This window comes from Thalassobacillus cyri (assembly GCF_900107755.1).
GTDB classification, from domain to species: Bacteria; Bacillota; Bacilli; order Bacillales; family Halobacillaceae; genus Thalassobacillus; species Thalassobacillus cyri.
Genome location: NZ_FNQR01000008.1, coordinates 133,103 through 148,107, shown reverse-complemented (window position 1 = coordinate 148,107; position 15,005 = coordinate 133,103). Strand labels below are relative to the sequence as shown.

Annotated in this window: 14 protein-coding genes; 9 read left to right on the top strand and 5 right to left on the bottom strand. The window is 45.0% G+C overall.

What is annotated here, in order from left to right:
* Nucleotides 1–5 precede the first annotated feature (5 nt).
* Both BLV00_RS11360 and BLV00_RS11355 read right to left on the bottom strand, forming a co-directional pair.
* Nucleotides 6–956 (bottom strand): sugar kinase, encoded by a 951-nt coding sequence (locus BLV00_RS11360; RefSeq protein WP_093045103.1) that lies wholly within the window; start codon nt 954–956, stop codon nt 6–8.
* Nucleotides 953–1,975 carry a LacI family DNA-binding transcriptional regulator gene (locus tag BLV00_RS11355; RefSeq protein ID WP_093045150.1) on the bottom strand — a complete coding sequence of 341 codons (1,023 nt, stop codon included), beginning with the start codon at nt 1,973–1,975 and terminating at the stop codon, nt 953–955. The genes BLV00_RS11360 and BLV00_RS11355 overlap by 4 nt, the downstream gene beginning before the upstream one ends.
* A gap of 224 nt (nt 1,976–2,199) precedes the next feature.
* Between BLV00_RS11355 and BLV00_RS11350 the strand changes: the two genes are divergently transcribed.
* The 9 genes from BLV00_RS11350 to BLV00_RS11315 all read left to right on the top strand — a co-directional run bounded on the left by BLV00_RS11350 (nt 2,200) and on the right by BLV00_RS11315 (nt 11,274).
* Nucleotides 2,200–3,807 carry an ATP-binding protein gene (locus BLV00_RS11350; RefSeq protein WP_093045102.1) on the top strand — a complete coding sequence of 536 codons (1,608 nt, stop codon included), beginning with the start codon at nt 2,200–2,202 and terminating at the stop codon, nt 3,805–3,807.
* Complete coding sequence (locus tag BLV00_RS11345; protein WP_093045101.1) at nt 3,807–4,496, top strand: response regulator; 690 nt, start codon at nt 3,807–3,809, stop codon at nt 4,494–4,496. Before BLV00_RS11350 ends, BLV00_RS11345 begins: the two co-directional genes overlap by 1 nt.
* Nucleotides 4,497–4,647: 151 nt before the next feature.
* Nucleotides 4,648–5,625, top strand: a complete 978-nt coding sequence (locus tag BLV00_RS11340) for a tripartite tricarboxylate transporter substrate binding protein (protein WP_093045100.1) — start codon at nt 4,648–4,650, stop codon at nt 5,623–5,625.
* A 61-nt stretch (nt 5,626–5,686) separates the two neighbouring features.
* Nucleotides 5,687–6,136, top strand: coding sequence for a tripartite tricarboxylate transporter TctB family protein (locus BLV00_RS11335; protein ID WP_093045099.1), 450 nt, complete (start codon nt 5,687–5,689; stop codon nt 6,134–6,136).
* A gap of 11 nt (nt 6,137–6,147) precedes the next feature.
* Nucleotides 6,148–7,668: a tripartite tricarboxylate transporter permease gene (locus BLV00_RS11330; protein ID WP_176791469.1), complete on the top strand. Its 1,521-nt coding sequence runs from the start codon at nt 6,148–6,150 to the stop codon at nt 7,666–7,668.
* A gap of 15 nt (nt 7,669–7,683) precedes the next feature.
* Nucleotides 7,684–9,174 carry an FAD-dependent tricarballylate dehydrogenase TcuA gene (gene tcuA / locus BLV00_RS11325; RefSeq protein WP_093045098.1) on the top strand — a complete coding sequence of 497 codons (1,491 nt, stop codon included), beginning with the start codon at nt 7,684–7,686 and terminating at the stop codon, nt 9,172–9,174.
* A 66-nt stretch (nt 9,175–9,240) separates the two neighbouring features.
* Entirely contained in the window at nt 9,241–9,708 is a 468-nt protein-coding gene (locus BLV00_RS22355) for an anion permease (protein WP_245728949.1), read from the top strand.
* Entirely contained in the window at nt 9,608–10,618 is a 1,011-nt protein-coding gene (locus BLV00_RS11320) for an SLC13 family permease (protein ID WP_245728948.1), read from the top strand. Before BLV00_RS22355 ends, BLV00_RS11320 begins: the two co-directional genes overlap by 101 nt.
* 197 nt (nt 10,619–10,815) lie before the next feature.
* Nucleotides 10,816–11,274 (top strand): hypothetical protein, encoded by a 459-nt coding sequence (locus BLV00_RS11315; protein WP_093045097.1) that lies wholly within the window; start codon nt 10,816–10,818, stop codon nt 11,272–11,274.
* Nucleotides 11,275–11,689: 415 nt separating this feature from the next.
* Here the strand turns inward: BLV00_RS11315 and BLV00_RS11310 are convergent, their stop codons facing one another.
* Genes BLV00_RS11310 through BLV00_RS11300 form a run of 3 tightly spaced genes read right to left on the bottom strand, consistent with a single transcriptional unit; the run spans nt 11,690 to nt 14,987 of the window.
* A complete protein-coding gene (locus tag BLV00_RS11310) occupies nt 11,690–13,138 on the bottom strand; it encodes an aldehyde dehydrogenase family protein (protein WP_425441676.1) in 1,449 nt (482 codons plus the stop codon).
* 15 nt (nt 13,139–13,153) lie between these two features.
* Entirely contained in the window at nt 13,154–13,909 is a 756-nt protein-coding gene (locus BLV00_RS11305; RefSeq protein WP_093045095.1) for an SDR family NAD(P)-dependent oxidoreductase, read from the bottom strand.
* Between the two features lie 10 nt (nt 13,910–13,919).
* A complete protein-coding gene (locus BLV00_RS11300; protein WP_093045094.1) occupies nt 13,920–14,987 on the bottom strand; it encodes a tartrate dehydrogenase in 1,068 nt (355 codons plus the stop codon).
* Between the last annotated feature and the right edge of the window lie 18 nt (nt 14,988–15,005).

Genomic DNA, 15,005 nt, shown 5'->3' with positions numbered 1-15,005 from the left:
GTCACCTACCTTACAACAGTATCTTTTTCCCCGAGCCTTTCCAGGACGTCTTCAAAATACGGGAGTCCTTCATTATCCCCATATACACCCACGACCATAGCTCCTATGGTATTGGCAAATTGCAGGATTCGTTTTGGTTCCCAGTCGTTTAATAACCCACAAATGACGCCAGCATCAAATCCGTCTCCTGCACCGACTGTATCAGCTACTTTGTCTACTTTGACCGCTGGGGCTTCGGTGATTTCATTGCCGTTCCAGACTAATGAGCCACCCTCTCCAAGCTTGACGAACAAGTGAGTGATATTATAGTGCTTCGCTCTTTCAATGAGTTCCGGTACATCACTTGTACCGAAGAGCAATTCAGCCTCGTCCAGTCCAGTCAGTAAGTAATCGACGTAAGGCATCCATTTCAACAGCGTCTCACGTGCCTTTTCTTTACTCCAAAGTTTCAAACGAATATTCGGATCCATGGAAATTTTCACGCCATGTTTATGGGCTAACGTAACAGCCTGATCAATCACTTGAATATTCTGCTTACTAATCGCCGGGAAAACGCCCGTAATATGAAGCAATTTCGCATGTTGAAAGGATTCTTCATTCAAAGACTCTGGAAGTAATGTCTCCGTCGGTGATTTATGCCGATAATAAAAGGTTTTTCCAGATCCGTCTGCCTGAATTTCTTTAAAGTTCAAGGATGTTGGGTATCCTTCTTCCAGCTTGACCTCGGATACATCAATGCCTTCTCCTCTGGCAAAGTTGTAAATATGTCGTCCAAATTCATCCTTACCTAAACGGCCAATCCACCCTGCCTTAAGGCCCAGGCGAGAACATCCAATCGCAACATTGAATTCTGCTCCCCCTACCTTCCTATTAAAAGAATCGGAAAACCGGAGGGGACCGGTAGAACTGGGGTCAAATGTAATCATGGCATCCCCGATCGTTATAATATCGTTCATAGTTGAGCACCTGCTTTCTCTGATGATTTTCTAGCGATTATAGAAGGGTCAAAGCGATATATCTTAGGATCATTCTTCTTAATGGAATCGAACTTATGAAGCAGCAACTCTACCGCCTTTTCCCCCATTTCAAAGGTTGGCTGCGCAATCGTTGTGAGGGGCGGGTTATGAACACTTGCGTAAGGTACTTCATCAATTGTGACTAATCCGACGTCCGTACCGATTTTCACATTATGTTCAGCCGCATATTTTAAGAATTCCATTAAGGTTAAGTCGTTCCCTGACACAATTGCCTGTGGCGGCTTTTCTAACTGAAAAAGTTCAGCAATTCCGTCTTTCATAACCGAAAGGTCCATGGATTTGATGTAATCCTCACGTATAGGGAGCTTAAACCTGTCCATCGCACTCCGATAACCTTGAATACGCTCTAACCGTGGTACAACCGCATTTTCCAGTGAGGTCGTTAGTACCGCTATATCTTCATAACCATTGGTTAATAGATGTTCCACCGCGAGATGAATGGCTTTTTCATTATCCAGCATGACCGCATCGGCATTTAAATCGCTTACATAGCGGTCGACGAAAACAATAGGAAAATTGGAGTCTATTAATCTTTTATAGAGCTCCTGGTTTCCGCTTGTAGGAAAAACTATCAAGCCATCGACTTGTCTGGCTAATAAAGTTTCAATGTATTTTTTCTCTTTTTCCGGATCATCATCCGCGTTGCAAATAATGGTTGAAAATTCATTTTCATTTAACGTATCTTCAATGGCACGTATCACCTGGGTAGAATAGGAATGAAGAATATTCGCCACAATCACCCCAATGGTAGCCGTGCTTTTCAGCTTTAAGCTTCTGGCTACATTGTTAGGTTGATAGTTGAGTTCTTTGATCGCCTTTTCAATTCTTTTCCGCGTTTCTTCCCTCATGTACTCAAACCGTTCGTTTAGATATTGAGATACCGTACTTTTAGATACTTGTGCGTGTTTTGCTACATCGCTAATTGTCGTTTTTTTAATTGGCATTTATAGTCATCCTTTACAAAACCGGTTTACTAAATCGGTTTACTAAATCGGTTTAAAGAAACTATAACATAATGAAAACGCTTTTAAAATAGAAAAATTAAATTTTTCAGATTTTTATTAAGAAGATAGTATCTTTAACTCCTTATATTGAATATTTAAAAAAAATTGCTAAAATTGCTATAAACGCGCCAACACAGTAATTACGACGGGGGATATCTATGAAAAAGCTGCTTCAAGTTTCACTTCAGGTCAAAATACTAGGTTTAGTAGTTGGATTATTACTGCTCGTGTTGACCCTGGTAACCTTCATGGTCACCTATATGGAGTCCGGTGAGGACGTCCAAAATGCCGAAGACCTGGCACTCCAGACCGCTACTACCCTATCCTACATGCCGGTGGTCCAGGATGCTTTTAAGGAAAAGGTGAAAGATGAGAATGTGAACTATATTGCGGAACGAATACGGGACCAGATTGACGCAAGCGCAATAAAAATCATCGATCGGGAGGGACAGCTGGTCGGATATTCCGGATTGGAAAAGCCTGAATCAATCGACCAGCAGGACTATTACAGTACCTTGACTTTTGGAGGCAGCTTCGTACTTCAGCCGGAGCAGGGCGAAGATGTACTGAAAGCTGTTGTACCGATTCGGGTCGATTATGATACCTATATGAAAGTAGAAGGAGCAGTGGCAGTCGAGTTTAAAATGAAAGATATCTATGCGGAAATTCGTGCAGATCTTAAGGATTTCATTTTTGCCTCCTCCTCTGTGCTTATACTTGGGGTAATTGGCAGCATCCTGCTGGCAAGAAGCATCCGTAAAGACACACTGGGACTGGAGCCCTTCCAAATCGCAGCACTGTTCCGGGAAAGGAATGCAGTACTTGATTCCGTAAAAGAAGGGCTGATTGCTTTTGACCAGTTCGAAAAGATTACGATGATTAACGCCTCTGCCCGTGAGCTGCTTGATTTGAACGACACTGCTGAAGCAAGGACGATCAATGATGTCATCACGTCCCCGAAACTGAGAGAAATGATTGAATCGAACAAAGGTGTTAAAAATATGGAATTACAATATAAAGAAAAAACACTGATCATCAATAGCAATCCCATTCTGGAAGGTGGCGTCCGGACAGGAATTGTTGTCAGTGTCCGGGATAAAACAGAAATCAAGCAGATGGTGGATGCACTATCCGAAGTGAAACAGTACTCGGAGGACCTCCGGGCACAGGCACATGAATTCACGAGCAAATTATATGTCATCATGGGGCTGATTCAGCTGGAAAAATATCAGGATGCCATCGAACTGATCAAGGAAGAAGCTGATTCCCAGAAACAAGTGACAGAACGGTTCTTCAAGGAGATTCTTGATGAAAAAGTCCAGGCTATCCTGCTTGGAAAATTCGCTAAAGCTTCTGAGAAAAAAATCGATTTTTATATCGAAGATGGCAGCTCACTCCAGCGTCTCCCTGCTCATATCCCATTATCACCATTGATTATTATTTTGGGAAATATCATCAACAATGCCTTTGAAGGCGTGGCGGAACAAAAGAAAAAATCCGTCTCTTTCTTCGTCACCGATTTGGGCAATGATATCATTTTTGAAGTGACGGATAATGGCACCGGTATCAGGCAAAGCGACATCGAGAAGGTTTGCACGAAAGGATACTCTTCGAAAGGAACCGGCCGGGGCTATGGGCTTGCGAATGTCAAGGAAGAGGTCGACCAGTTAAATGGATCGATTGAAATCAGCAGCATTCCCCAGGAAGGCACCACCATTACAATCATTTTGCCAAAAGAAATAAAAGAAACGAAAGGGGTATCATAATGTACCGTGTATTAATAGCAGAAGATGATTTCCGTGTAGCACAGATTCACGAAAGTTTCCTGGAAAAAGCCGAGGGTATGCAGTTGGCCGCTAAGGCGGGCAATGCCGAAGAATCACTGAAGGCATTAGACAAACATAAGGTGGACCTGCTGTTACTGGATGTCTATATGCCCGATGAGATGGGGACGGAAATTCTCCATAAAATCAGGGAACACCACCCCGGGGTAGATATCATCATGATCACCGCTGCAACCGACAAAGCTTTCCTCGAGAAAGCTATCCGTTATGGCGTAATGGATTACCTCATCAAACCGGTGACGCTTGAAACATTTCAGGAAGCGATCATCCGTTATAAAGATAAGAAACAAGTGCTGGAAGATACAGAGGAAGTCAATGAAGACATCTTGAAACAGATGTTCCGTCCAAGCCAAGACGAACAAAAAGAGTCATCCTCCCCCCTCCCGACCGGAATCGACGCCAATACCTTAAAGAAAGTAAAGACGATATTAGTGGACTCCAAAGACGGCATCACTTCCGAAAAGGCCGGGAAACGGATGGGTGCCTCCCGCACGACTGCCCGAAGATATCTCGAATATCTGGTCGGTATAGAAGAAGCGTATGCTGAACAGGTTTACGGAATCGTCGGACGCCCGGAAAGAAGATATTATGTACACCAAAACATTTTGTGAACAAAATGCACAAAATGTTTTTTAAATATTTAAAAAACATTATTTTGAAAACGTTTACATAGACAGTTTTCACTATTAGCATAAAGTTAACTTAAAGCTTAGTCGACTGAGCAAAAAGGTTTTTTTCTAAAAAAATCAAAGGAGTGTACGTATGAGGAAACTCGCATTTGTATCATTGCTATTACTTACCTTCATCATCACCGGCTGTTCAGGCAATGCTTCCGGCACCCAGGAATATCCGAAGAAAAACATCGAATTTGTTGCCCCTGCTTCACCAGGCGGCGGCTGGGACTTGACGGCACGTTCGCTGGAAAAAGTCCTAACTGATGAAAAATTAGTCAAAGAGAACATCAACGTCGTCAACAAGCCGGGCGGCGGTGGTGAAGTAGGCTGGAAATACCTGAAGTCAAAGGACGCCCATACATTGGCTGTCAACTCAAGCTTAGTGCTGACCAACAACCTCCTTGGCCAGAGTGAACTTACTCACAAACAATTTACCCCAATCGCAACCCTTGCTACTGAATGGCAGGCACTGGCTGTGCCGGCAGATTCCAAGTTTAAGAGCGCAACGGAATTCATGGAAGCGATCAAAAAAGACCCGAGCAAAATCAAAATCGGCGTCGGACCAGGACTAGGCAATGATGACCACCTGTCCATCGTTCAGGCAGCAAGTGAATATGATATCAACCCATCTAAGCTGAACTTCCTTGTTTACCAGGGCGGCGGTGATGTCGTAACAGCACTGCTTGGCGGTCACGTTGATGCAGTCACTACTTCCCTTTCTGAAGTAAAGGACCAGCATCTGGCAGGCAAATTGAGAATCCTGGCCGTTTCTTCTGATAAACCAGTGGAAGGACTTGAAGACGTGCCTACCTGGAAAGAGGAAGGCATCGACCTTGTATTCCCACACTGGAGAGGAATCATGGGACCACCGGATATGACCGAAGCAGAAATCGCCTACTGGGATAAGAAACTCAGCAAGATGGTAGAAACGGAACAGTGGAAAAAAGTACTGGAGAACAATGACTGGGAAGGTTTCTATAAAAACAGCGAAGAAACGAAGAAATTCATGAAAGAACAACACGATCTTTATCAAAGACTTGTGCAAGAATCAGGTCTGGTCAAGTAATTATATTGCCTGCTGTCTTCCTTACAGCAGGCATTTTCTTCAAAGAGAGGTGACTTCGATAATGAAAACCTTAAAGTTGATCATGCCGATAGGACTGATTATTTTCAGTGTTGTCTTCCTGTTTGCATCCTTAAACCTGCCAAAAGCTAACTTAGGAAATCCATACGGACCTATCTACTTCCCATTAGGGTTAAGTATCCTCATGCTGATTTTCAGCGTCATTTTCTTTATTCAGGAATTCAAAAAAATAAATGAACCCAACAACGATATCAGACTGATGCTGTCAGGAAGAACACCAAAATTGATCCTGTTCACCATTGCAGCCGGGCTTGTCTACGCTTTTCTGTTCGAACCACTCGGCTTCTTATACTCCACGATGATCTTTTTAGGAGCGTTGCTTTTTTTCATCAATGGATCAAAGAAATGGCTGGTGAACATCATCGTGACTGTCAGTTTTTCTTTCATCAGCTGGTATGCGTTTAGTCAACTGCTCGGTGTCAGTCTACCTTAGGAGGTGAAACCATGGATATCAGCAGCTTTTTAGATGGATTATCCATAGCCGTCCAGCCGATCAATATCCTCTGGATCATCGTCGGCGGATTTTTAGGAACAATTGTAGGAATGCTGCCGGGACTCGGACCGGCAACAGCCGTGGCCGTACTGATTCCGGTCACTTTTGGAATGAACCCGGTCAGTGCCATCATTTTGATGGCAGCCATTTATTACGGAGCCATGTATGGCGGGTCGAGAAGTTCGATTCTTTTGAATACACCAGGTGATGGCTCGGCCATCGCCGCTACATTTGACGGCTACCCGATGGCGAAAAAAGGACAGGCAGGAGAAGCGCTGGCTATATCAGCTGTCGCATCCTTCATCGGCGGACTGATCGCAGTCGTCGGTTTTATCTTCCTTGCCGAACCATTGGCCAACTTCGCGCTGAAGTTCGGCCCTGCCGAATACTTCCTGCTCATGCTGCTTACCTTGTCAGCCATCGTAGCACTTTCCATCGGCAAAATGGTCAAAGGCTTCCTGGCCATGATGGTCGGGCTTGCTTTAAGTACTGTAGGTATTGATACGCAGACAGGAGTATATCGCTTTACCATGGACATCCCCCATCTAAGCGAGGGAATCGATTTCCTTATCGTCATCATCGGTGTATATGCCATTGGTGAAGTGCTTTATAACTTTTTGAATATCGACAAGCAGAAGAAAGAAAAGAAAAAAGTCGGAAAAGTATGGTTTACCAAGGAGCAATGGAAACGTTCCAAGTGGCCGATTCTGAGAAGCGGACCACTCGGTTTTATCATCGGCGTCCTTCCTGGCGCAGGCGGATCGATTGCATCCATGATCAGTTACACTTCTGAAAAACAAATCTCCAAACGGACAGAAGAGTTCGGTGAAGGTGCGGTAGAAGGACTGGCTGCGCCGGAATCATCCAACAATGCGGCATCTGTCGGGGCGATGATCCCACTTTTGACCATGGGGATCCCCGGTTCAGGGACGACAGCAGTTATGCTCGGGGCCCTGATCATGCTTGGTCTCAGACCAGGTCCGCTATTGTTCGAACAACAGCCTGAAACAGCATGGGCTCTGATCAACAGCATGTTCATCGGCAACCTTGCACTGGTAATCATCAATATCGCGCTGGTCGGACTGCTCGTCAAAATTCTTGATACACCAGCGAAGGTGCTTTATCCAATTATCGTGCTGCTGGCATTTATCGGGACCTATACGTTGAGCTACTCGGTCATTGATTTCTTCCTGCTCCTCATCTTCGGGCTGTTCGGCCTGATGATGAAAGTGATGGATATCCCGATTGCACCGCTGGTACTGGCACTGATTGTGGGAACCGATATGGAACAAAATTTCCGGATGGCCGTCCTATCATCCAATGGAAGCCTTGGAGTCTTCTTTTCCTCTGGTGTAAGCATCGGTTTAGTGATTCTCACCGTGCTTTCCTTGTGTTATCCGTTGATTGTAAAGCTAGCAAAAAGAAAAAAGAATATGTCAGAAGACGAAGATCAAGTCTATAAATCTTCGTAAGGAGGAGAAAGTAACATGGAAAAATATGATTTAGTCGTAGTCGGGGCTGGAAATGCTGCCTTGTGTGCAGCCATTTCCGCACAAGAAAACGGAGCAAATGTCCTCGTATTGGAAAAAGCTCCTGAACATAAACGCGGCGGTAATTCCTATTTCACAGATGGAGCGATCCGCTTCGCCTATAACGATTTAAACGATATCAGAAAACTGATGCCAGACCTCTCCGAGGAAGAAGCAGATAACATCGTCATGCCCGAATACAGCACCGATGATTACTACAATGACCTGCAGCGGGTGACCGGGGGTAAAAGCACACCTGAGCTTGCCCGCCATCTCGTCAATAACTCTTATGACACGATTGCCTGGATGAAAGAGCAAGGCGTCATATTCGAGCTGAACTACAGCAACCAGTCATTTGAAAAAGACGGAAAGTTCCACTTCTGGGGAGGTCTGCCCGTCAAGACGAAAAACATCGGCATGGGGCTGATGGGCACCTTGTTCAACCGCGCGAAAGAACTTGGAGTCGCTATCTGGTACGAATCCGAGGCCATGGCATTGAACACAGAAGAAAACCGCATCTCTTCTATTATAGTAAAAAAAGGCAATAAAGAACTTGAAGTTGCCACTCATTCCGTTGTGCTTGCCTGTGGGAGTTTTGAAGCCAACAAAAATATGCGAGCGGAACAGATTGGAGCAGAATGGGAAGCAGCCATTGTACGCGGCACCGAATACAACACCGGCGACGGACTTTCCATGGCTCTTTCAGTCGGCGCACAGAAATACGGCGAATGGTCGGGCTGTCACGCGATCGGAACTGATGCGAACGCACCAAAAACCGGAGACTTCAGCAAGCCCGGAGATATTTTCAAAAAACACTCCTATCCTCTTAGTATCATGCTCAATAAAGAAGGAAACCGCTTTGTGGACGAAGGCGCCGACTTCCGAAACTATACGTATGCCAAATACGGAAAGGAAATCCTGAAACAGCCTGGCCATATCGCTTACCAGATCTATGATGAACAGGTAAGGCCGATGCTCCGAAAGGAATATAATCTCGAAGAAGCTACCTATTACAAAGCCGACACACTGGATGACCTGGCAGACAAGCTGGATGTAAACACTTCCGCTTTCCTGGAAACGATCAAAGCATATAACGAAGCAGTCCAGGATGGGTACTATAATCCTACCGTAAAAGACGGTAAAGGAACCAAAGGCATCACACCACCGAAAACAAACTGGGCGTCCCGCATCGAACAGGGACCATTTTACGCTTTCCCTGTCACTTGCGGTATCACCTTCTCCTTCGGCGGCGTCCGCGTCAATACCAATGCAGAGGTGCTGAATGAAAACGACCAGCCGATCCATGGCTTGTTCGCCGCCGGTGAAATGGTCGGAGGTATTTTCTACGAAAACTACCCCGGTGGTTCAGGACTCATGTCCGGTGCCGTTTTTGGAAAAACAGCAGGAACCTCTGCCGCAAACTATGTAACCAAAAGTGTCACCTCTTAACTTGTTCAAGCCACCTACATCATGCAGGTGGCTTGTCTCATTCTTTTGCCATTAGGAGACATCGCTATGGAGAAACGAAAAACACTGCTATTACTATCGCTGGCTATTTATATCGTCTTCTTTTTTCCATTATTCGACTGGGATATCAAAGTAAAAGCGATAGCTGCATTATTCTTCATACAAATATTATGGATTGGAAGAGTGTTCACCCTGGCCTTCAGCTCGTTATTGTTTATCCTGGTGCTCTCTTTCCATTTTTTCAGTTATGAAGAAACACTCGGCTACCTCGGAGAGGAAGTCGTTTGGCTGTTATTCGCTACCTATATTATTTCTAACGCATTTATCAAAACAGGCCTCGCCAGCCGCTTATCCCTCACCGTTGAAACTCTCGAAAGGTTCAGGAAGAGCTCTCATCCTTATATCTTTTCTCCTGATGCTGGTGTTATCTGTGCTGGTACCATCCAATATCGGAAAAGGGAACCTTGCCTCCTCCGTCCTGGACAGACTGCTGAAAAGTCTGCGGGGAATCAATGATGTCACGAATCTGGGAAAATCCCTATTCATCGGGATCAGCTACTTAAGTGCCATATCCGGAGCATTCGTTGCCACAGGGGCAAGCAACACCATATATACGTTCGGGATTTTCGCAAGCATCTACCCGGACTTAAACTATTTAACCTGGCTCATCTACTTCGCCCCTCCGATTCTGCTGTTCATTTTTATCCTATGGCTGATTATGATGAGCTACTTTCCGCCGGAAAACGTCGATCAGGGTCACCTGGTAGGCTTACTGGAGGAACGCTTGAATGAGTTAGGAAAAATCAATCTGGCTGAAAAGAAAGTCATTGCCGTAATGGGGTTCACCCTCCTATTATGGGCGACACAAAGCATACACGGGTTCTCCATCCCGCTTGTCGGTCTGTTAGGAGCCGTGCTCACCATGCTCCCCGGCATTGGCGTATGGGAATGGAAAGAAGCGAGAGTATCAATCAACTGGGATATGATGCTGTTTTTCGCCAGTACCCTGATGGTATCTGGCATGCTTATCAAAACCGGCACGGTCGAATGGCTCGCAACAATCATCGTCGAAACCACTGCTTCCCAGTCAGCTATTTTAGTAGTGATTATCTTAATTCTGTGTACCTTGATCGTGCGAATTGGCTTTGTTAACGTGCTTGGATTTCTGACCATCATGATCCCGCTATCCATCAATATCGGAGAAAACCTCTCCGGCTTCTCTCCGTTGATGGTTGCCATGGCTGTATTTTTAACAGGAGTACCCGGCTTCTATTTAATCACCCAATCTCCTGTTCACCTGATCAGTTATTCTTTTGGCTATTTTACCGATAAAGATCTTTTAAGGGTAGGGCTTCCTACGTCACTGGTATGGGTTGGGGTCATTTGTGTATCGTTGTTATTCTTCTGGAGGATCGTTTTAGGTTAATTTAGGTTAATACCCCGGGTCCTCCAGATTTTGGAGGACTCCGGGGTGTGTTAAACAGTTCTCTGCAAAAGGGGGCATCAATTAGAAACTGGTTTGCTGAGACCACTTAATTTTCCCCTTCTTAGAGACTTTCATATTAAATAACAGTAATGTTAATGAGAAACTATAATACTGCGAACCTAACCTTAGAGGTAAAAATGAAACTCGATATCAAACCTTATCACAGCATGGGTCCGATTAAACTAGGGATGAGCCGGAAAGAAGTAAGAGAAACGTTAAACTTGAAAGTAACGGAATTCATGAAAGACGAAGCCGACGAAAATACTACCGATGCTTTTGATGATTTAGGGATAAATGTATATTACAAAGCAGATGATACCTGTGAAATGATCGAAGTATCATCGTCAGCCATCCCTATGTTGAAGCACAAAAAATTAATTGGCCCTCCATTAAAACAAGTGAAAGAAATGCTACGAAGTTACGACCCCTACATTTACTTGGTCGGTGATATATTAATTTCAGATAGATTGGGGATTTCATTATACACGGAGGATGTAGAGGATGATGAGCTTCCGGTAGAGGCCGTAATGCTATTCGAAAAAGGATATGATGATGAGTTACAGGAGCTGCTTGCCCAGCTGGAGGAAGAAGATTAATAATGTTAGGTTACCTGCATGGAAACAAGAGCATTTGAAAATGATAATGCATGATACCAGCATAACAAAAGATACCCGCCCAAAAGCATACAGGGAAAAGACACCGCATAACGCTTCCTTACTGACCGGGTTGAACATTTGCGGGATAGCTTTTGTCCCATACTCCCATTTCTCTTAAAAAGGCACCTTCTCCAACTGGAAGGTGCCTCATATAGTATACCATTAACACATATGGTGCAAGTAGCAAGGCACGCTCTATCCCCATTTTCCCCAGTACCGGTGGTGGCAAGATAGATTATTAATGCTATCAACCCTAAATATTATGTTGGCATTACCTTATCTGCACTATATAGTTTTAAAAAAAGGTCACATTAGGCTCTCATATTACAACTACTTATGAAACTTGTGCTTATGCTCACATTTTTACCGCTACATTTTTCAATACAGTATAATTCCGTAATGCTTCAAGCCCTTTTTCACGACCGAAGCCACTCTTCTTATAGCCTCCGAACGGCATTTGGACTCCACCGCCCGCCCCATAATTATTGATAAACACTTGACCGGCTCTTATTCGTTTAGCAAGCCGGTGCGCCCGGCCTATATTTTCAGTCCAAACGCCTGTGACCAACCCATACTGCGTGTTGTTTCCTAACTTTACTGCCTCTTCTTCATCCTCAAAAGTGAACACGCTAAGAACGGGACCGAATATCTCTTCCTGAGCGACTTCGCTATCCACTCGAACATTATCTATAATAGTCGGAGCGAAATAGTACCCGTCTTTGCAGCCTTCAACCGAAACGCGCTCTCCACCACAAACAAACTGAGCACCTTCCTCACGTGCCGTTTGCATAAACTTTTCAATGCGCTCATATTGCTTTTCCGACAGCACTGGACCTAAATCCGGGTCATCGACACCCTTTCCTAAGGTCACAGCGAGCATCCGTTCCTTGACTTTTTGAAGAAATTCTTCTTTCACAGTCTTTTGAACAAGCAGCCTTGATCCTGCTGAACACGTTTGCCCCGCATTCTGAACGACAGACTTAACGACCCAGTCAGCCGTATTATCCATATCACAGTCTTCAAAAACGATATTCGGAGACTTGCCACCAAGCTCTAGCGTAACCGGAACAATATTTTTAGCTGCCGCTTCCATCACCGCCATCCCCGTTTGGACTGAGCCGGTGAATGTAATATGGTTCACCTCAGGGTGGTTGATTAATGCCGCTCCGGCTTCGTATCCATAACCGGTAACCACATTGAAAACTCCCTTTGGAAGCTCCGTTTCAGCAAACAACTCAGCTAACTTCAATGCGGTTAATGGTGTGTCTTCGGCAGGCTTTACCACAACCGTATTGCCTGTTGCAATAGCTGCTGCTGTACTTCGCGACGTAATCTGTAGCGGGTAATTCCAAGGAATGATATGAGCGGTAACCCCAACTGGCTCTCTTACGGTATAATCCAAAATATCATGACGAACCGGAATGGTTTCGCCAAAGATTTTATCGGCCATTCCCGCATAATATTCAAAGTACCGCGCAGATGCTTCTACGTCATTTCTACCTTGGGAGATTGGCTTGCCTGTATCCAACGTTTCCATTTGAGCGATTTCCTCGGCATCCCGCCTTAATTTTGCCGCGATATCATACAAAATCCGTCCACGAACTTCGACCGGGAACTCTTGCCACTCCAACGATTCAAATGTTTTGCGAGCTGTCGTGACTGCTACTTCCATATCCTCCGCTTTCCCACGAGGGACTTCAGCCAGCAGCTCTTGATTAGCTGGGTTCCGCGTTTCCAAGGTTTCTTTACTTAAGCTATCACGCCATTCCCCACCGATGTATAACGCATGCGATTTTTTCATCATCATACCTCCTTCTCCCTAAAGTCCCCGACCACCATCGACATTCAGCACGCTTCCTGTCACCATTTTTGCACGGTCCGAGCTTAAATACATCACTGCTTCCGCAATATCCTCAGGCGTGACGAGTTCGCCAAGTGGCACACTGCTCATGAATGTCTTATCTTTCACTTCGTCGACATTCCCGCCTGCTGGACTGAATTTCCCAAGCATACTTGTATCGGAAGGGCCTGGGTTGATACCGTTTACTCTGATTTTGTACTCTGCCAGTTCAATTGCCAGCGCTTTTGTAAAAGCTAATGCACCGCCTTTTGATGCTACATATGCATTTAAACCTGGGCGAGGACGCTCTGCAGCAATCGAAGCAATATTGGTAATCACACCACTTCTTTGTTTTTTCATAGACTTTACAACCGCTTTGCTCGTCAAAAACAAAGAGGTGGTGTTGACACGGATGATTTTATCCCATTCTTCAAGGGAGACATCTTCGATATTGGCAGCTGCCTGTGCAACACCGACTGTATTCACCAAAACCGATATGCCTCCCATAAAATCGGTCGCGCTAGCGATTGCTTGATTGACTTCAGATTCGTCTATGAGATTCACAGATAAAGGGATAAAGGACTCTTTATATCTATCTCTCAATTCCTCAAGCCTATTAATCTTCAAATCAAGCGCAGTCACCTTGGCCCCTTCAGCTAGAAAACGTTCCGTGATGACTTTTCCCATTCCACCATTCGCACCTGTTACAACTACTGTTTTATTTTGAAAATCCATGGTTTCCCTCCTACATCCTCTTATGTACAGCTTGAACGATCGCGTCCCCTACTTCATCTGTATGTGCCGTTCCGCCTAAATCCGGTGTCAAAACACTACCTGCTTCAATGACGTCTTCAATCGAACGCATTACGATTCCAGCCAAGTCTTCCCTTCCTAAATGTTCAAGCATCAACGCACCTGACCAAATTTGTGCAATCGGATTGGCAATGTTTTTCCCGCTTATATCAGGAGCAGAACCATGAACGGGCTCAAACATGGACGGAAATTCACGTTCAGGGTTCAAGTTACCAGATGGCGACAGCCCCAATCCGCCGACAAGCGCCGCTCCGAGGTCTGACAAAATATCTCCAAACAAGTTGGAGGCCACAATCACGTCAAAACTCTCCGGGCGCTGGACTAAATGAGCGGCGAGCGCATCAATGTAGACATCGACGACCTTTATTTCCTCGTACTCCGAAGCTGTTTCCTTTACAACTTCATCCCAGAGTCCCATCGAATGGATGATGGCATTTGATTTCGTGGCATTCACCACTTCACCAATATTGTGTTTCTCGGCATAATCAAACGCGTAACGCGATAGACGCTCCACCCCTTGTCTGGTGATTACGGTGTTTTGAATCGCCAGTTCCTCATTGGTTTGCTGGTATAACCTTCCGCCACTATTAGAATATTCTCCTTCGGCATTTTCACGGAATACATAAAAATCGATATTACCATCCACTTTCAATGGACTATTGACTCCTGGTAATTTCTTGATTGGACGGAGATTGACATATTGCTTGAAATATTTCCGGATTGGCATAATCAATTCCCAAATCGGAATATGCTCCGGTACTCGAGGATCTCCAACCGCTCCGAAAAGAATCGCATCATAGTTTTTCAAAGTATCCAGCCCTTCTTCAGGCATCATCCGCTTATGCTTCAAATAAAAATCCGAGTTCCATTCGAAAGTGGTGCTGTCGAACTGAAAACTGGCATCAGCGTCTGCCAGAGCTTGCAACACTTTCAGGCCTTCCTTGACAACATCCGGCCCTATTCCATCTCCAGGTAGTACGGCTATGTTATAGTTTTTCATATTCAGACTCCTAACCCA